General features: G+C 61.5%; 12 protein-coding genes. 6 read left to right on the forward strand and 6 right to left on the reverse strand.

Going from position 1 to position 17,404, the window contains the following annotated elements; genetic code table 11:
• Positions 1-40: 40 nt before the first annotated feature.
• The 3 genes from ACT8X9_RS00615 to ACT8X9_RS00625 form a co-directional block, all read right to left on the reverse strand.
• Positions 41-1,378 (reverse strand): ABC transporter substrate-binding protein, encoded by a 1,338-nt coding sequence (locus tag ACT8X9_RS00615; RefSeq protein WP_444267776.1) that lies wholly within the window; start codon positions 1,376-1,378, stop codon positions 41-43.
• A 67-nt stretch (positions 1,379-1,445) separates the two neighbouring features.
• Positions 1,446-2,453 carry a LacI family DNA-binding transcriptional regulator gene (locus tag ACT8X9_RS00620; RefSeq protein WP_249234486.1) on the reverse strand — a complete coding sequence of 336 codons (1,008 nt, stop codon included), beginning with the start codon at positions 2,451-2,453 and terminating at the stop codon, positions 1,446-1,448.
• A gap of 399 nt (positions 2,454-2,852) precedes the next feature.
• Positions 2,853-6,092: an ABC transporter ATP-binding protein/permease gene (locus ACT8X9_RS00625; protein ID WP_444267777.1), complete on the reverse strand. Its 3,240-nt coding sequence runs from the start codon at positions 6,090-6,092 to the stop codon at positions 2,853-2,855.
• Between the two features lie 423 nt (positions 6,093-6,515).
• On the opposite strand from ACT8X9_RS00625, the gene ACT8X9_RS00630 reads away from it, so the two are divergent.
• From ACT8X9_RS00630 to ACT8X9_RS00650, 5 genes are all read left to right on the forward strand, one after another.
• Complete coding sequence (locus tag ACT8X9_RS00630) at positions 6,516-6,833, forward strand: hypothetical protein (protein ID WP_444267778.1); 318 nt, start codon at positions 6,516-6,518, stop codon at positions 6,831-6,833.
• Complete coding sequence (locus ACT8X9_RS00635) at positions 6,823-7,557, forward strand: hypothetical protein (protein WP_227620064.1); 735 nt, start codon at positions 6,823-6,825, stop codon at positions 7,555-7,557. Before ACT8X9_RS00630 ends, ACT8X9_RS00635 begins: the two co-directional genes overlap by 11 nt.
• 79 nt (positions 7,558-7,636) lie before the next feature.
• Entirely contained in the window at positions 7,637-8,374 is a 738-nt protein-coding gene (locus ACT8X9_RS00640; RefSeq protein ID WP_444267779.1) for a sensor histidine kinase, read from the forward strand.
• A gap of 357 nt (positions 8,375-8,731) precedes the next feature.
• The gene (locus ACT8X9_RS00645; protein ID WP_444267780.1) at positions 8,732-11,659 is read left to right on the forward strand and encodes an acyl-CoA dehydratase activase; all 2,928 of its coding nucleotides are present in this window, start codon (positions 8,732-8,734) and stop codon (positions 11,657-11,659) included.
• Positions 11,660-11,676: 17 nt separating this feature from the next.
• Entirely contained in the window at positions 11,677-12,990 is a 1,314-nt protein-coding gene (locus ACT8X9_RS00650; RefSeq protein WP_444267781.1) for a 2-hydroxyglutaryl-CoA dehydratase, read from the forward strand.
• 80 nt (positions 12,991-13,070) lie between these two features.
• On the opposite strand, the gene ACT8X9_RS00655 is transcribed toward ACT8X9_RS00650, so the two are convergent.
• Together ACT8X9_RS00655 and ACT8X9_RS00660 are read right to left on the reverse strand one after the other, a co-directional pair.
• Entirely contained in the window at positions 13,071-14,561 is a 1,491-nt protein-coding gene (locus tag ACT8X9_RS00655; RefSeq protein WP_444267782.1) for a DUF1846 domain-containing protein, read from the reverse strand.
• 113 nt (positions 14,562-14,674) lie between these two features.
• On the reverse strand, positions 14,675-15,388 hold the full coding sequence (locus ACT8X9_RS00660; RefSeq protein ID WP_444267783.1) for a YoaK family protein: 714 nt from the start codon (positions 15,386-15,388) through the stop codon (positions 14,675-14,677).
• Positions 15,389-15,710: 322 nt separating this feature from the next.
• On the opposite strand from ACT8X9_RS00660, the gene ACT8X9_RS00665 reads away from it, so the two are divergent.
• Positions 15,711-16,538 carry a TrmH family RNA methyltransferase gene (locus ACT8X9_RS00665; protein ID WP_444267784.1) on the forward strand — a complete coding sequence of 276 codons (828 nt, stop codon included), beginning with the start codon at positions 15,711-15,713 and terminating at the stop codon, positions 16,536-16,538.
• A 71-nt stretch (positions 16,539-16,609) separates the two neighbouring features.
• On the opposite strand, the gene ACT8X9_RS00670 is transcribed toward ACT8X9_RS00665, so the two are convergent.
• Complete coding sequence (locus tag ACT8X9_RS00670; protein ID WP_412589765.1) at positions 16,610-17,377, reverse strand: copper homeostasis protein CutC; 768 nt, start codon at positions 17,375-17,377, stop codon at positions 16,610-16,612.
• Positions 17,378-17,404: the final 27 nt, after the last annotated feature.

The raw sequence follows: 17,404 nt of genomic DNA on the forward strand, positions 1-17,404 counted from the left end.
CGCCCCCGTTAGTCAAACTGTTGCGGAAGAAAGAGAGTGCTTAGCCGTTGGCCAGCTTGTACTCCTTGGCCCAGCCATCCACGAAGGCAGTGACGACAGCATTCCAGTCGCCGGTGCCTGCGGCGTAAGCGGTCAAAGCGGAGCCGACGCCATTCTTCCACTCCTCGGAAGGCATGGTGGAGAAGCACCAGTCCACACTGGTCTTGCCGTCGGCCACATACTGGTTTGCAATGGTGATCAGGGGGTTGGTGGAGTCCTTAGCCTTCTTGAAGGGGATGACGAAGCCCATCTTGTCAGCCATCGCGCTGGTGCCGGCCTCAGAGGTGACACACCAGTACAGGAAGTCCAGAGTGGCCTGAATATCTTCCTCAGAAGAGGTGTTGTTGACACACCAGAAGTTCTCGGAACCGGTGCACAGGCCCTGGTTCTCCTCGCCCTCAACGCCGATGTAGATGGGCAGCATACCGAGGTTGTCGTCGCCCAGATCCTTCACGTCATTGTAAGCCCAGGTGCCGTTCTGATAGAAGACGGCCTTCTTGCCCACGAACTCAGCAACAGCGTCGTTGCCGGTCTTGGAAGCCAGCAGCTTGGGGTCGCAGGTGGAGTCGGTGATGTACAGATCCCAGATCTGCTTGTAGTTGTCGAGGTAGGTGCCCTTGATGGCGTCGGTGGAGCCGATGCCGTCAGCCTTGTACTCGTAGTAGATGGGCAGGTTTGCCAGATGGGTCTTGAAGCGCCAGTCGGAAGAGCCATCCATACCGGCGGAGGTGAATGCACCATCGACGCCCAGCTCAGCCTTGCGGGCCTGAATGTCGTCGGCGACCTTCTTCAGGTCAGCGAAGCCCTTGATGTCGTCCTGCGTGTAACCGGCGGCAGTCAGCAGCTCCTTGTTGTAGATGATGCCGTAGGTCTCGATGACGTAGGCGATGCTGGTGACGGCGTCGCCGTCCTTCAGGGCGAAGGAGTCGCTGGTCAGCTCACCGTACAGCTGGCTGCCGGACAGGTCGTAGCAGTAATCCTTCCAGTTTGCCAGACCCACAGGGCCGTTGACCTGGAACAGGGTAGGAGCTTCGCTCTTCTCCATCTCGCTCATCAGGGTGGTCTCGTACTGGCCGGAAGCTGCGGTCACGACGGTGACAGGCACGCCGGTCTCCTTGGTGTACTCAGCGGCCAGATCCTGCCAATCCTGATCCTGCTCCGGCTTGAAGTTCAGGTAGTAGACCTTACCGGAAGCAGTGGGAGCGGCAGAGGCGGCGGTGGAACTGGCCGTGGAGCCAGCAGTGCTGCTAGAAGAGCCGCCGCAGGCAGCCAGACCCAGAGCAGCGGCAGAAACGCCAGCGGCCTTCAGGAAGTTACGACGAGAGATCATCTTTTTCATAATTGTTCTCCTTCTTCATCATGTGATATATACATTCCGCCCCGCGGCGGAAATGAGACGAAATAACTCAGATGGCCCGGACGCTCTCGCCGAATTGAAGTTCAGGCTGGAGCGTGATCTTCTGGGCCGGGGCACCATGCTCGATCTGCCGCATCAGCAGCTCGACGCTCTGGAGGGCGATCTGCTCGCTGGGCTGGACGATGGTGGTCATCACCGGCACGCAGTAGCGGGACATCGTGATGCCGTCGAAGCCGATGACCGAGACATCTTCCGGTACCCGAAGCCCGGCGCTTACCAGCGCCCGGATGGCACCGAAAGCGATGACGTCGCTCATGGCGAACAGGGCAGTGAACTCGGCCCGGCGGGCCAGCAGACTGTTCATGGCGTGATAGGCGGACTCAAAATCGTAGTTTGACAGGCCATAGAGCCGGTCGTCGAAGGCCAGCCCGGCGTCCTCCATCGCCTCCTGTGCGCCGAGGCGGCGCATCCGGCTGGGGTAGCTGGTGGCCGGGCCACCCAGCACGGCGATCTTCCGGTGTCCCTGTGCGAGGAGGTGGGAGACGGCCGTGCGGGCCGCAGCCCGGTCGTCCACTCCCACCATCGAGAGGTTCGGGAAGTCCAGCTCGTCGGACACCAGCGTGGCCAGCACCGAGGGCACCGTGATGTTCGAGAAGCCCTGCCGGAAGTTCGCCACACTGCCGCCGAGGAAGATCATCCCCTTCGGCTTGATCTCCCGGAGGATCTTTTCGGCGGCGTCGATCTCGTTGGCGTTCTCGTCCAGATAGGAGACGATGCCGTTGTACCCGTAGAGGGTCGCGGCCCGCTGCAGCTGGACAAGAAAGTCGGAAAAGAAGAGGTTCCGGGTGCCCTTGACCACGAAGACGAGGCTGCGGGACTGCTGGATCTTCAGCTGACGGGCGTTGGTGTTGGGCACGAAGCCCGACTCCCGCATCACCTGAAGCACCTTCTCCTTCGTTTCGGGCCGCACATCGGGCCGGTCGTTGATGACCCGGGAAATGGTGCTCACCGAGCAGCCGCTCAACCGTGCGATGTCTTTGATGGTTAGATTCGGCATTCCGGGAGACCCCTCTCTTTTTGTCGAAAACGGTTTTTTCTCTGAAACTGTATGGGAACGATGTCGGGAACGGTTTCAGTGACTATAGTATGGCACATTTTGTGGAATAAATCAATAACTCTGAAACACTTTTGGCAGAAGTGCATAATGAATCAACCCTCTTTTGTGCAGGTTGATCTGCCCACAAAGCAAAATGGAAACGAATTTCCGGTAATTCCCGAAAACTACCGGAAACTACCGGCACGACCGTACCTTTTTGTAACTTTTAAGACCAAAAAATACGTTCTCATGTGGGATGGATACAAGCTAACGGATGTGCACAGAGGGAAAACAGGCAAAAAATCCCGGTATCCCTGCCGCCGGAGCGGAAAGGATACCGGGAATGGGATCTGGGGAGATTTACTCGGAGCGCAGGGCCTTGACGGGGTTGCTCTTGGCTGCGCCGCGGGCCGGGATGATGCCGGCCAGAATGGTCAGCAGGGTGGCCAGCGCCACGAGGAAGAGGGCCGCGTCCACGGGCAGGGCGGCCACGAGGGTCGAGGTGCCCGAGACTTTCTGGATGATGATATTGCCGGGGATGAGGAGGATCTCGCTGAGGACGATGCCCATGATGCCCGAGCAGAGGCCGATGATGAAGGTCTCTGCGTTGAACACCTCGGAGATGTTCCGCTTGGAGGCACCGATGGCCCGGAGGATGCCGATCTCCTTCCGGCGCTCAAGGACGCTGATATAGGTGATGACACCGATCATGATGGAGGAGACGGCCAGCGAGATGGAGACGAAGGCCACCATCATGCTGCTGATCATGTTCACGATCTCGGTCACGCTGGTCATCAGGGTGCCCACGAGGTCGGTGTACTGCACCACTTTTTCATCCTCGCCCTTCGCGGACATCCCTGCGTTGTAGGCGTCCAGCTTTTCCAGAATGACCGCCTTGCTGGCGAAGTCTTTCGGGTAGATCTTGATCTGGCTGGGGGTGTCCTCATCTGCATAGCCGAAGGCCGTCAGGTTGGCTTCGTAGGTGGCCGAGGAGGAGCGGAGGGTGGAGCGCATCAGCTCCGTCAGCTCGGAGGTGGTCATGTTGAGCTGGATGGCTTTCTGGAAGGCCGACGAGTCGATCTTGATGGCACCCTCCATCTGGCTGCTCAGCTTGCCGATGTTCTGCTGGATGGCCGTCTTGAGCTGGGTCTGGATCTGATCCTGGAAGGTGGCGATGCCCTTCTGGAGGGCATCGTCGAGCTGCTCTTTCAGCACAGCGGTGATCTGGTCGGAGTAGGTGTCCATCACGGTCCGGATGGTGGCCTGCAGCGCCTCCGAAAGCTGGCCCTGCAGCTTGTCCGGGTCTACCAGTTCCTTCATGGATTCGGCCAGCAGCTTCTGGAACCGCTCGGTCTTGAGGTAGGCAGAGAAGCTCCAATTCTTGAAGTTGAGGATGCCGTTGCCGATGATATATTTTTTGTAGTCCTTGAAGATCTTCTGCACGAGGTCCTGCAGCGCCTCCGGCGAGACGGAGAGGTCAAGCCCGGAGAGGGCTTCGCTGAGGTCGATGTCGGGCAGCTCGTCGATGTTGAGGGAGAAGTCGGAGAAGTCCAGCAGGCTGCTCAGGTCGAAGCTGCCGCTGCTGAGGTCGAAAGCCCCGTTCAGGTCGAAATCGAGGGCAGCGGCGTCGAACTGGAACGCATCCTTCAGTGCATTGGTGTCGATGGAGAAGAGGCTTGCGAGGTCGAAGTCGCGGATGCTCTCGGCCTTGCCAAAGCTCTCGCCGGTGAGGACGTTGGTGGTGGGGTCGGCCATCTGCTGCTTCACGATGTCGCTGTCGGCGGCGTCCTCCATGACCTTCTCGGTGAGGGAGGCGGGGTAGGCGATGCCGGAGGTGAGCATAGAGGCCGAGGCGGTGTAGTCCGGCTGGACGATGCCCACGATGGTGATGTCCTCGCCGTTTTCCACCAGCTGCTGCATATACTCCTTGTCGTCGGCCTTGCTCTTCCAGACCTTGTAGGTTTCATCGTAGACGTAGGTGTCGGCGCTGTTCACCAGCTTGAACTTGAGGCCCAGCAGCTCGTCGTAGCTGTAGGTGCGAAAATCGCTGGGCACATCGACGCTCTGGTTCTGGGCAAACTGCTGGATCATCTTGTCCAGCTCGGCAGAATCCCGCAGGCCCATGGAGTAGAGGGCGTAATCGGTGACGGTGCCGTATTTGCTCAGGACCATGACGCACTCGGTGGGCTTTTCGGGCCAGCGCCCGGCCTTGACCTCATACTGCGAGCGGTAGAGATCGCTGTTGGCGGGCAGCTGGTAAAAGACGCTGGTGTTGCTGCCCACGCTGTTCATGAGGCTGCTGGTGACGGAGGTGGAGCTGGAGCCGGAATTGCCCAGACCCAGCATCGAGAGGGTGGAGTCCGGGTTGACCTGATGCACGCTGCCGTCGGCGTCCTGCCGGTAGATCTGGGGCTGGGCACTGTAGGAATACTCGATGGAGGTGGCGTCCTCCGCGATGGTGGACTCGTCGCTCTCGAGGTACTTCTTCAGGGAGGTGAGGTCGTTGGAGGTCAGGCCCGATACCATCTTGGTGATGAGCTGGCGCACCGAGACCATTCCCTCTACGCCGCCGGAGGTGTCCTTTTTGCCGTCCTCATCGGTGGGCAGGCCGGTGGCGGTGGTGCCGTCGCTGCTGCCCGAGGACAGAAAGCTCGTGATGTCCACGCCGCTGCTCAGGATCTGGAGCGGGTATTCGCTCAGGGTGGAGCGCTCCATGTCGGCGATGTAGGCGTTGACGCCGGCGGACAGGGAGATGATGAGGGCGATGCCGATGATGCCGATGCTGCCCGCAAAGGCGGTGAGGAGGGTGCGGGCCTTTTTGGTGCGCAGGTTGTTGAAGCTCAGGGCCAGCGAGGTGAGCAGGGACATGGAGGAGCGGCCCATGTTTTTGTGGATGGGCGGGGCAAGCTTGGTGTCGTCCGGCTCGAAGGGGCGGGTGTCGTCGGTGATGAGGCCGTCCCGCAGGCGGACGATGCGGTTGGCGTACTGCTCGGCCAGCTCGGGGTTGTGGGTGACCATGACCACGAGACGGTCTTTGGCGACGTCCTTCAGCAGCTCCATGACCTGAATGCTGGTCTCACTGTCCAGTGCGCCGGTCGGTTCGTCGGCCAGCAGGATGTCGGGGTTGTTGACAAGGGCGCGGGCGATGGCCACGCGCTGCATCTGCCCGCCTGACATCTCGGTGGGGCGCTTGTGGAGCTGGTCGCCCAGACCCACCTGCCGCAGCGCTTCGGCAGCACGGCGGCGGCGCTCGGCCCCCGACACGCCCGAGATGGTCAGGGCCAGCTCGACGTTGGCGAGGACGGTCTGGTGGGGGATGAGGTTGTAGCTCTGGAACACGAAGCCGACGGTGTGGTTGCGGTAGGAGTCCCAGTCCCGGTCAGTGTAGCGGCGGGTGGAGATGCCGTTGATGATAAGTTCGCCGCTGTCGTAGCGGTCAAGGCCGCCGATGATGTTGAGCAGGGTGGTCTTGCCCGAGCCGCTGGGGCCGAGGATGGCGACAAATTCACTGTCGCGGAGGTTGAGGCTGACCCCGTTGAGCGCTGCCTGTGTCAGATCGCCGGTGGTGTATTTCTTTTCGATGTTGATAAGCTGAAGCATTGGCCTGCCTTTCCGGCAGCAGGACGGGGAGCGTCTGCGGCCTATTCCGCCCGGCGTCTATGGACGGAGCGGGAAAACATAGTATCTGTATGATTTTATCAGAATAATGTGAACAAAGTATGTCGTAGCGGGTGCCAAGTTCTGTGATTTCTGCCGAAGGATGGAAATGCGCTGCGCCCGGAGCAGAAAAGCGTTGAAATGCGGAAAATGAGCCGGAAATCTCTTGATTTTTGGCCTTGTGGATGGTATCCTTGGTATAGCGTTGAATTTTAAACTTGAATTTCGTCAGGGTTCGACGAAATATGACGCAAAGTAAAAGTTGAATCTGCTTTTTGCCCTTTCTACAATATTATATTAGGAGAATGTGTAAAAATTTGTCCGGCGGAAGAATAGGCCGGACAGACGGGGCAAGGAGGAAGCAGAATGGAACAAAATGTCCCATTGGTCAGAAGATTTTCGGAGCTGGAGCCATATCAGGAGGCATATACTCTCGTCTGCTCTCTGGAGCCGACAGGGGTGGGCTGCTGGCTGAGCGTGAGCCGGACGATGGCAAGGGACGGCTCGGCGGACGCCGCCCGTGCATGGGTCCCGGCCCCACAGGAAGAATGTGCGCGGCTGCTGCGATTTTTATACGAGAATTCCGTCCAGCCGGAGCTGTGGCGGGATGCCATTTCCAACTGGTATCCACAGACAGCGGCGGCAGAAGTCCTGCGGGAAGGGGGCGCGTCGTGTGAGCTTTGAGGAACAACAGGAAGCTGTCTGGCGCGTCGCTCTGGCCAGCTATGACCCGCGGGAGATGCGGGTCTGGATGCGCTATCTTGAGGAGTGCAACCCGGCCATCCGCTGCACCGGCTACCGAACCAGCCAGACGCTGCTGCGTCGGCTCGAGCAGGGCGATGTGGATGTTCTTGTGCTGGGCGGCAGGCTCGAGGATGTGGACAGCATCCAGTTCCTGCCCCGGCTGCGGGGTCTGGCCCGCAAGCCTCTGGTGCTTCTGCGGGACGACGGACGGAATGAGAAGGCCGCCGTGGAGAGCCTGAGTCAGGAGGATGCATGTTACCTCATCCGTCAGGCCACACTGGAGGATATGCTGCGGGAGCTGCGTGCCCCGGCCCACAGCCCGGCGGAGAGTCTGGAAAAGCGCTGCGAGCGCATCTACCGCAGCTGGGGTCTGAACACCAGCGACGCCAACAAGCGCTACCTGACCGGTGCCGTCCGGGTGATGATGGCTTCCGACCACCGTCTGGCCATCCGTAAGGAGATCCTCGGGGCGGTGGCGCAGGAGCATCACCTGACCATCGCGGCGGTGGACAGTGCGCTCCGGCGGCTGCTGGATACGCTGGACGCGACCGGCACGCAGGCATGGCTGGATTTTCGGAAAGAGTATGGCCTGGAGCGCAAGCGGGTGACCATCGGCCGCCTGATCTATGCGCTGGAAAGTAAACTGAGTCAGCAGGAAGGCTGACCACACGACGCGGAGGTAGAGCAGAATGCGCAGGCGAAACGATGGAGCAGGCAGCTCCCCCCAAGGGGAGTTTGAGGATGTGTGCTTTCATGCCCTCGGCATCATCGACCAGAACCGGGAATATCTTCAGATGCATCTGCTGGCGTCGGCCGACCTGCCCACCCGGCAGGCGCTTTCGGACATCCAGATAGAGTCTGCCCGGGTGAGCCGCACCGTACACAACGCCATGCTGCTCTATCGGCTGGAAAATGGAGAGCCATGCGAACTGCAGCCCTTCGATGTGAGCGAGCTGCTGGAAAAGGCAGAACGGATGGCCCCGGACATCGAGAAGTCCTTGGAGATCCAGCTCATGACCGAGCGGGAGGGCGTCGGCGTCGGGCACTGCGTCGTCATGGGCGCACCCGACGAGGCAGAGCAGCTGCTGCTCCACCTCATCTCCAACGCCCTGTGCGCCTGCGACCCGGGCGGAAGGGTCTGGGTGAGCCTGAAGCAGAGAAAGACCGGTGCTGTGCTCCGGGTGGAGGATGACGGCTGCGGCCTGATGGAAGAAGACCCCATCGAGAACAACCGGCGCTTCCTCAGCGGCGCAAAGCTGGGCCTGCGTATTTGCAGGCTCATCTGCCGCCGCGCCGGCTGGAAGCTGACCCTGACCGCCCGCCCCGGCGGCGGCACCCGGGCGCAGGTGGCGTTCCCGCTGGCCTCCGGCGAGGCCATCCCGCCGGAGCTGGTGCTGCACTCCGGTGAGGGAGAAGCCATCCGGGCGGCGCGATTCGCCAGCCGGGCAGCGCAGGAGATCCTCCTGCTGCGGAGATACTGAACGAAAAAAGGCATCTGTACTGCTGCCGGTAGGGCAGAGGACAGATGCCTTTTGCGTTGTGCAGGAGAGTGGGAGGGGAGCGCTGCAAAATTGACGGACGGTAAAGAATCTTAGCAGAAACGGCGAAAAATCCCCAGAAAAGTTTGCAGATTTAACAAAATGTTTAACTTTAGAAGAAGAATTTACTGTTTTTAAGGTGTAAAATAATCCCGAATGATTGATTGTCGGACAGATTTGGACTATAATATCTGTGTATGCGGGTCAAGTATTTGATTCGTTAGCAAACAACTTCTGCCCGGGCAGGAACGCTTTGCGCGCAGAGGGAGAGTGCATTGTCCTTCAGGAGGAAAAACAACTGTGAGAGTAGGTCTTGACATCGGCAGCACTACCATCAAGTGCGTGGTGCTGGATGAAAACGATACCCTTTTATATTCGACATACGAGCGCCACTACAGCCATATTCTGGAGAAGGCGCAGGAGCTGCTGCGCCGCATCGACGCAGAGCAGCTGCACGGCCAGAAAGCGCTGCTCAGCATTTCCGGCTCGGCAGGCATGGGTCTGGCCGACAGCTGCGGCGTGCCCTTCGTGCAGGAGGTGTTCTCCACCCGCGTGGCGGTCAAAAAGTTCGTCCCGGCGACGGACTGCGTCATCGAGCTGGGCGGTGAGGATGCGAAGATCCTGTTCCTGACCAACGGCACCGAAGTCCGGATGAACGGCAGCTGTGCCGGCGGTACGGGTGCTTTTATCGACCAGATGGCGACCCTGCTCAAGATGAGCGCAGATGAGATGAACAAGGCGGCGGAACAGGCCACCCGTACATACACCATCGCCTCCCGCTGCGGCGTCTTTGCCAAGAGCGACGTGCAGCCCCTCATCAATCAGGGCGCGAGGACCGAGGATGTCGCCGCCAGCATCTACAAGGCCGTGGTCAACCAGACCATCGCCGGTCTGGCACAGGGCCGCCCCATTCAGGGCAACATCCTCTATCTGGGCGGGCCGCTGACCTTCAGCACCGTGCTGCGCAAGAGCTTCGATGAGGCACTGGGCGTCACCGGCACCTGCCCCGAGCATAGCCTGCTCTATGTCGCGCTGGGCGCTGCCCTCTACGCCGACAAGGAGTTCGTCCTGTCGGACGTGGCCGCCGCGCTGGACGAGTACGCCGCTACGGCCACCTATGCCAGCGAGCCGCCGCTGTTCGCCAGCAAGGAGGAGTATGAGGCTTTCCACGCCCGCCATATGTCCCACAGCGTGCCCCGGGTGGCATTCAGCGCCCAGTGCGGCCCGGTGCATATCGGCATCGACTCCGGCTCAACGACCGTCAAGCTGGTGGTCGTGGACGAGCAGAGTCAGATCCTCTACACCAACTATCAGCCCAACCTCGGCAACCCGCTGCCCCTCATCCGGGAGCAGCTGCTGAAGCTCTATAAAGAGCACCCCGGCCTCAAGGTGGCCAGCGTGACCACCACCGGCTACGGCGAAGAGCTGGTGAAAAACGCATTCCGCTGCGACTTCGGCCTCGTGGAGACGGTGGCCCACTTCACGGCGGCGAAATACTTCATGCCGGACGTGGATTTCATCATCGACATCGGCGGTCAGGACATGAAGTGCTTCAAGATCGAGGACGGTGCCATCAGCAACATCTTCCTGAACGAGGCGTGCTCCTCCGGCTGCGGCAGCTTTTTGCAGACCTTTGCGCAGGCGCTGGGCTACGACGTCAAGGAGTTTGCGGCCCTCGGCCTTTTTGCTGACCGTCCTGTGGATCTCGGCAGCCGCTGCACCGTGTTCATGAACAGCTCGGTCAAGCAGGCCCAGAAGGATGGCGCATCCATCGAGAACATCTCGGCGGGCCTGTCCATCAGCGTCGTCAAGAATGCGCTGTATAAGGTCATCCGCGCCTCCAGCCCCGAGGAGCTGGGCCGGAAGATCGTCGTGCAGGGCGGCACCTTCTACAACGAAGCCGTCCTCCGCGCCTTCGAGAAGGAGATGGGCGTCGAGGTCATCCGCCCCGACATCGCCGGCCTGATGGGCGCTTACGGCGCGGCCCTCTTCGGCCTGCGCCAGTGCCGCAAGAACGGCCAGACCACCTCTGCCATGATGAGCGAGGAGGAGCTGGAACGCTTCGACCAGAAGGTGGTCAGCGTCAAGTGCGGCGGCTGCGGCAACCACTGCCAGCTCACCGTCAACACCTTCGCCGACGGCCGCAAGTTCATCTCCGGCAACCGCTGCGATAAGCCCGTCACCGGCAAGAGCGAGGACAACAGCCTCAACCTCTACGCCTACAAGCAGCAGCTTCTGGCAGGCTATAAGCCTGTGCCCGGTAAGCGCGGCTCCATCGGCATCCCGCTCTGCCTGAATATGTACGAGCTGCTGCCCTTCTGGCACGCTTTCTGGACAAAGCTGGGCTTTGCCGTCCACACCAGCCCGGTGTCCAGCCGCGGCCTCTATCTGGCCGGTCAGGCCACCATCCCCAGTGACACCGCCTGTTTCCCGGCCAAGCTCAGCCACGGCCACATCAAGGCCCTGACCCAGATGCATCTGGATGCCATCTTCTACCCCTGCCTGACCTACAACATCGACGAGGGGCTGGGCGACAACCACTACAACTGCCCCGTCGTGGCCTACTACCCCGAGGTGCTGGCCGGAAACTGCCCCGAGCTGGAGGGCCAGAAGTTCATCTACGACTACGTCGGCATCCACCGTCCGAAGGACTTCGTCCATAAGATGGCGAAGGAGATCCTGCCCAAGTATTTCGGCGGCATCTCCGAGAAGGAGGTGCAGGAGGCTGCCAATGCCGCCTACGCCGAGTACGAGGCCCATATGGCACAGATCCGGGTCAAGGGCAGCGAGATCATCGACGAAGCCCGCCGTCAGGGCAGGCGCATCATCGTGCTGGCCGGGCGTCCCTACCATGTGGACCCGGAGGTCAACCACGGCATCGACCACCTCATCACCCGCCACGGCGCGGCGGTCGTCACCGAGGACAGCATCTCCAACCGGGTGGAGAAGTTCCCCACCAGCGTGCTGAACCAGTGGACCTACCACAGCCGCCTCTATGCCGCCGCCAAGTACTGCACCACCCAGAAGGATATGGATCTTGTGCAGCTGGTGTCCTTCGGCTGCGGCGTGGACGCCATCACCACCGATGAGACCCGCGAGATCTTACAGGAGGGCGGCAAGCTCTACACCCAGCTCAAGATCGATGAGATCACCAATCTGGGCGCGGTCAATATCCGCCTGCGCAGCCTGTTCGCCGCGCTGGACGAGCGGGACGAAGATAAGAAGTAACCTCATAGGAGGAACCTATGGAATACAATTACCCTAAATTCACCCCGGAGATGAAGAAGACCCACACCATCCTCATCCCCAACATGGCCATTACCCAGTTCCGTCTGCTGGGATACGCCCTGCGCTACGACGGCTACAAGTGCGAGATACTGGGCAACTGCGGCAGCGCTGTGGCGCAGCTGGGCCTGAAATACGTCCACAACGACACCTGCTATCCGGCGCTGCTGGTCATCGGCCAGTTCCTCGATGCGCTGAACAGCGGCAAATATGACCTCGAGCATACGGCCCTGCTCATCACCCAGACGGGCGGCGGCTGCCGTGCCTCCAACTACATCCATCTGCTCCGCAAGGCGCTGGTCAAGGCAGGCCACCCCAATATCCCGGTGGCCAGCCTCAACTTCTCGGGCCTCGAGAAGGACAGCGGCTTCCAGATGACCCTGCCGCTGGCCCGCCGTGCCATCGCCAGCGTCTTCTACGGCGATATGCTCTGCGCCCTCCGCAATCAGGTGGCCCCCTACGAGAACGAGAAGGGCGCTGCCGACAGGATGGTAGACCTCTGGGTGGAGCGTCTGGGCCGGGTGCTGCTGGCGGGCAAGGGCTTCACCTCCCGTGAAATGAAGCACACCTTCCCCCTCATCGCCAAGGACTTCGCCTCCATCCCCGTTACCCGCGTGCCGAAGGTCAAGGTGGGCGTCGTGGGCGAGATCTACGTCAAGTACAGCCCGCTGGGCAACAACGATTTGCAGAAGTTCCTCGAAAGTCAGGACTGCGAGGTCAACTTCCCGGGCCTGATGGGCTTTGTGCAGTACTGCATCTTCAACATGGGCGAGGATCACGTCCTCTACGGCGGCAAGCTGGCCATGAAGATGGGCACCGACCAGCTGCTCAACTGGCTGGACAGCGTGGAGCGCTCCATGCTCAAAGCGGAATCGGAGGCCGGATTCTACGCCCCCGGACCCTTCAAGGAGCTGGTGGAAAAGCCCGAGGGGGTCATCTCTCTGGGCGCGAAGATGGGCGAGGGCTGGCTGCTGACCGCCGAGATGATCGAGCTGGTGCAGGGCGGCTACGGCAATATCGTCTGCGCCCAGCCCTTCGGCTGCCTGCCGAACCACATCGTGGGCAAGGGCATGGTGAATAAGATCCGCGCCCTGTACCCCAGCGCCAACATCACCCCCATCGACTACGACCCCAGCGCCACCAAGGTCAATCAGGAGAACCGCATCAAGCTGATGCTGGCGGTGGCAAAGGAGCGTCTGACCGCCCCCGCTGCGCCGAAGCCCCTGACGGCTGAGGAGATCGCGGGCGGTGCGCCCAGCCTCTCCCACGTCTAAAAAGCGTCCCGAGCAAAAGAAAGAGCCGCTCTGTACTGCGAAAAACAGTACAAAGCGGCTTTTGTCATGCGCAGAGGCGCTTACAGCTTGTGGTACTTGCGGTCCTCCTGCTCATAGGCAGGCTCGCAGGTGAGGTACATCCCCAGACGCTTGAGGGTGTCGGTGTCCACGCTGGACAGGATGACGGTGGAGTGCATATCGCAGCCCTTGAGCTTGGAGAGCTGCTGCAGCGCGATGGCGGCAGTCTCATTCTCGGCGGCAGAGCTGGACAGCGCGATGAGGATCTCATCGGTGTGCAGGCGGGGGTTGCGGCTGCCGAGGTAGTTGGTCTTGAGGGTCTGGATCGGCTCGATGGCACGGGCGGAGACGAGGTCGATCTCCTGATCGATGCCGGCCAGCTTCTTGAGGGCGTTCAGGAGGGCAGAGGAGGCCGCGCCCAGCAGGGGGCCGGTCTTGCCGGTGACGACGGTGCCGTCCGGCAGCTCGATGGCGGCGGCGGGCGCGCCGTCGGTGCGCTCCGCCACGGCATGGGCCTGCTTTTCCACCGGGCGCTCGCCGACGGCCAGACCGGCCTGATTCAGCAGCAGCTCCAGCTTGAACAGCTCGCCGTCCACGTTCTTGCCGGTCTTCTGGTCGCAGAGGGCCTTGAAGTAGCGGCGGATGATCTCGTTGCGGGATGCCTCGCGGCAGACCTCGTCGTCCACGATGCAGTTGCCTGCCATGTTCACGCCCATGTCGGTGGGGGACTTGTAGGGGCTTTTGCCTGCGATCAGCTCGAACATCGCATTGACCACCGGGAAGATCTCGATGTCGCGGTTGTAGTTGACGGTGGTGACGCCGTAGGCCTCCAGATGGAAGGGGTCGATCATGTTCACGTCGTTCAGGTCGGCGGTAGCGGCCTCATAGGCGAGGTTGACCGGGTGCTTGAGGGGCAGGTTCCAGATGGGGAAGGTCTCGAACTTGGCGTAGCCCGCCTTGATGCCCCGCTTGTGCTCATGGTAGAGCTGGGACAGGCAGGTGGCCATCTTACCGCTGCCGGGGCCGGGGGCTGTGATGACGACGAGGGGGCGCTGAGTCTCGATGTAGTCGTTCTTGCCGTAGCCCTCGTCGCTGACGATGCGGGCCACATCGTTGGGGTAGCCCGGGATCTTGTAGTGGCGGAAGGTGCGCACGCCCGCGCTGTTCAGCTTGTGCTCAAAGGCTTCGACTTCGGGGGCGGCGGTGTACATGGTCACGCAGACGCTGCCCACGAACAGGCCCATGCCCTGAAAAGCGTCGATGAGGCGGAGGACGTCGAGGTCGTAGGTGATGCCGTAGTCGCCGCGCACCTTGCTGCTGATGATGTCCTGTGCGCTGATGACGATGACGATCTCGGCCTGCTCCTTGAGCTGCAGCAGCATCTGCAGCTTGGAGTCCGGCTCAAAGCCCGGCAGCACGCGGGAGGCGTGGTAGTCGTCGAACAGCTTGCCGCCAAACTCGAGGTAGAGCTTGTTGTCGAACTGTGCGATGCGCTCCCGGATGTGCTGGGACTGCATCTGAAGATATTTCGCGTTGTCAAAGCCTATTTTCATGGAATGCTCCTCTTCCTGTTTTTACAACTTCAACTCCGGCACCCCGGTGGTGCGGCAGGCCGGAGAGTCACACAAACACTTTATAGTATAGCATACGAGGGGCCCCGGCGCAATTATTTTTTGTGGGCTTCCATCTGTTCCAGCTGCTCCAGCTCCTCGATGTCCTCCTTGAGGAACATGAGGCAGAAGCTCACGCCCAGCAGCAGGCAGGACAGCCAGATGGCCCGGCCTGCCATGGGGAGCAGGGCCACGCTGCCGATGCCTGCACCCAGCGCGAACAGGAAGATGATGGCAAAGTAGTGCACCGCCTTGCCGAAGGCCTTGGCGTTGCCGCCCACCAGCCACGCACAGAGAGAGTCCATGCCGCTGCGCAGGTTGCCGATGCACATGGTGCTGGCGAAGGCGTAGCCGTTCACCTTGCGGAAGGCCTGCACCTGCATCGCGCAGGAGAAGGAGACGATGGAATTGGCCAGCAGGTTCAGCTCCTGCGGCAGAAAGCCCACGACGAAGAGCAGCAGGATCTCGAACAGCACCACCAGCTGACGCCAGTGGAGCCACTGCATCTCCCTCAGCTTGAGGCGGATGAACTCGGCGGCGAAGATGCCCAGCGCGAAGGCGCACAGGGGGATCAGATACCGCAGGGCCTCGCCCCACTCGCCCGCAAAGGCATGGACCGACATCAGCACGATGTTGCCGGTCTGGGCGTTGGCAAAGACCTTGCCGCGGAAGAGATAAGTATAAACGTCCTGCAGACCGCCCGAGACGGAGAGAAAAAGGGCGGTGATGAAGGCTTCGGACATCTGTCCGTGATGTTTGAGAGATGGCATAAAAGCTTCCTCCTTATATCCAGAATAACTCCATGCCATACTATAACGCAAAATTGGCGTTTTGTCAAAAACTGTGGGATATTTTTTATCAATAATGACGATTCCGGGCGGGTATCGCAGGATGCACGATGCTTTGCAATGCGGCGCAGACTGTGGTATAATATCGCTAACGCGATATTATAGTTTTATGCGCAGCGCCTCGCCGCTTGCTCCTGCGGAGCTGCGTGGCAACCGGCTTTGAATGCGCAATTATACCATTTCACTGCGTTCATGGTATAATACACAGAAAACAGCATTTGCAGGAGAAGGAGGGGCTGTCTGTATGCCCAACATCATCGAGATCACGGATTTCCACGCGCCGGAGCTGGACCCCTATGCCCGGCTGACCCAGAACCAGCTGCGCAATCGCCTCGAACCGGAGAAAGGCATCTTCATCGCCGAAAGCCCGAAGGTCATCGACCGGGCGCTGGACGCAGGCTATGAGCCGGTGTCCCTGCTGATGGAGCGCCGACAGATCACCGGCCCGGCGGCGGGCATCCTGAGCCGCTGCGGCGATGCGCCGGTGTACACCGCCGATCGGGAGCTGCTGGCGGCGCTGACCGGCTTTGAGCTGACCCGGGGCGTGCTCTGCGCATTCCGCCGTCCCGCGCCCCGCCCGGTGGAAGAGCTGTGCCGGGACGCCCGCCGGGTGGCGGTGCTGGAGGGCATCGTGGACTCCACCAATGTGGGGGCGATCTTTCGCTCGGCGGCGGCGCTGAACATGGACGCCGTCCTCATCAATCCCTCCTGCTGCGACCCGCTCTGCCGCCGCGCTGTCCGGGTCAGCATGGGCACGGTGTTTCAGGTGCCTTGGGGGCAGCTGGGCGACAGCCCGGCAGACTGGCCGGAGAAGGGGATGGACGTCCTCCACGCCCTCGGCTTCAAGACGGCGGCGATGGCCCTCAGCGACCGCTCGGTGAGCATCGACGACGAGCAGCTGGCCAGAGAGCCGAAGCTTGCCATCGTGCTGGGTACCGAGGGCGACGGTCTGGCCGCCAGCACCATCGCGTCCTGCGACTATACCGTGAAGATCCCCATGTCCCACGGCGTCGATTCACTGAACGTCGCCGCCGCCAGCGCCGTGGCGTTCTGGCAGCTTGGCCGGCAGTAAAAACAAAACAGCAAGACCGGGCCGCTGCACAGCTTTTTGTGCAGCGGCCCGGTCTTATGCGTTATATCCCGTTACAGGCTGTCCAGAGCGCTGCGGGCCCGGCGGATGACCCCGGCATCGGTCTGCCAGAGCGCAAACTCCGAAAAGCCCGGCAGGCCCATGGGCACCCCCTCCCGGCGGAAGGTCATCCGGCTGTCCAGCACCCGCTTGCCTGAGAGATGGAAGGCCCGGGCCCCGGTGGCGGCGGCAAGGGCGGGCAGGTTCTCGGGGGTCACACCGGCCCCCACAAGGATCTCCAGCTCCGGCCCGGCGGCCTCTACCAGCCGCTTCAGCAGAGCTGCTCCCTCCGGGGCGCTGGGAGCCTGGCCGCTGGTAAGGATGGTGGAAAGGCCCAGAGCCCGGGCAGCCTCCAGTGCGGCAAAGGGGTCCCGGCAGACGTCAAAGGCCCGGTGGAGGGTGCAGGCCACCGGGCGGCCTGCTCTTTGGGCCGCCGCCCGGGCGGCGGCATAGATGGGCTGCAGGGCCTCCACATCCACATCTCCCTCCGGGGTCAGCACCCCGGTAACGATGCCGTCGGCCCCGGCCTCCACCAGCCGGGCGGCAGACTGGGCCATCTGGGCCAGCTCCCAGCGGTCGTAGCAGAAATCCCCAAAGCGGGGCCGCAGCAGGGCCCGCACCGGCAGGCCGGTCTCGGCTTTTACCTGCTGCAGCAGGGCCAGGCTGGGGGTGGTGCCGCCGATGACCAGATCGGCGCAGAGCTCCAGCCGGTGGGCACCGCCCTGCATGGCCGCAAGGGCGCTGGCGGTGCTGTCCACGCAAACTTCCAGAGTGTAGGGCATGGTAGTATCCTCCATGGATCATCAGCA

Source organism: Faecalibacterium sp. (assembly GCF_052358865.1).
Taxonomy (GTDB): Bacteria; Bacillota; Clostridia; order Oscillospirales; family Ruminococcaceae; genus Faecalibacterium; species Faecalibacterium butyricigenerans.

Excerpts from the sequence above, each read along its gene's own strand:
- ACT8X9_RS00655 (WP_444267782.1), bottom strand. The coding sequence starts at position 14,561 with ATGAAAATAGGCTTTGACAACGCGAAATATCTTCAGATGCAGTCCCAG.
- ACT8X9_RS00620 (WP_249234486.1), bottom strand. The coding sequence starts at position 2,453 with ATGCCGAATCTAACCATCAAAGACATCGCACGGTTGAGCGGCTGCTCG.
- ACT8X9_RS00630 (WP_444267778.1), top strand. The coding sequence starts at position 6,516 with ATGGAACAAAATGTCCCATTGGTCAGAAGATTTTCGGAGCTGGAGCCA.
- ACT8X9_RS00670 (WP_412589765.1), bottom strand. The coding sequence starts at position 17,377 with ATGCCCTACACTCTGGAAGTTTGCGTGGACAGCACCGCCAGCGCCCTT.
- ACT8X9_RS00665 (WP_444267784.1), top strand. The coding sequence starts at position 15,711 with ATGCCCAACATCATCGAGATCACGGATTTCCACGCGCCGGAGCTGGAC.
- ACT8X9_RS00615 (WP_444267776.1), bottom strand. The coding sequence starts at position 1,378 with ATGAAAAAGATGATCTCTCGTCGTAACTTCCTGAAGGCCGCTGGCGTT.
- ACT8X9_RS00650 (WP_444267781.1), top strand. The coding sequence starts at position 11,677 with ATGGAATACAATTACCCTAAATTCACCCCGGAGATGAAGAAGACCCAC.
- ACT8X9_RS00660 (WP_444267783.1), bottom strand. The coding sequence starts at position 15,388 with ATGCCATCTCTCAAACATCACGGACAGATGTCCGAAGCCTTCATCACC.
- ACT8X9_RS00625 (WP_444267777.1), bottom strand. The coding sequence starts at position 6,092 with ATGCTTCAGCTTATCAACATCGAAAAGAAATACACCACCGGCGATCTG.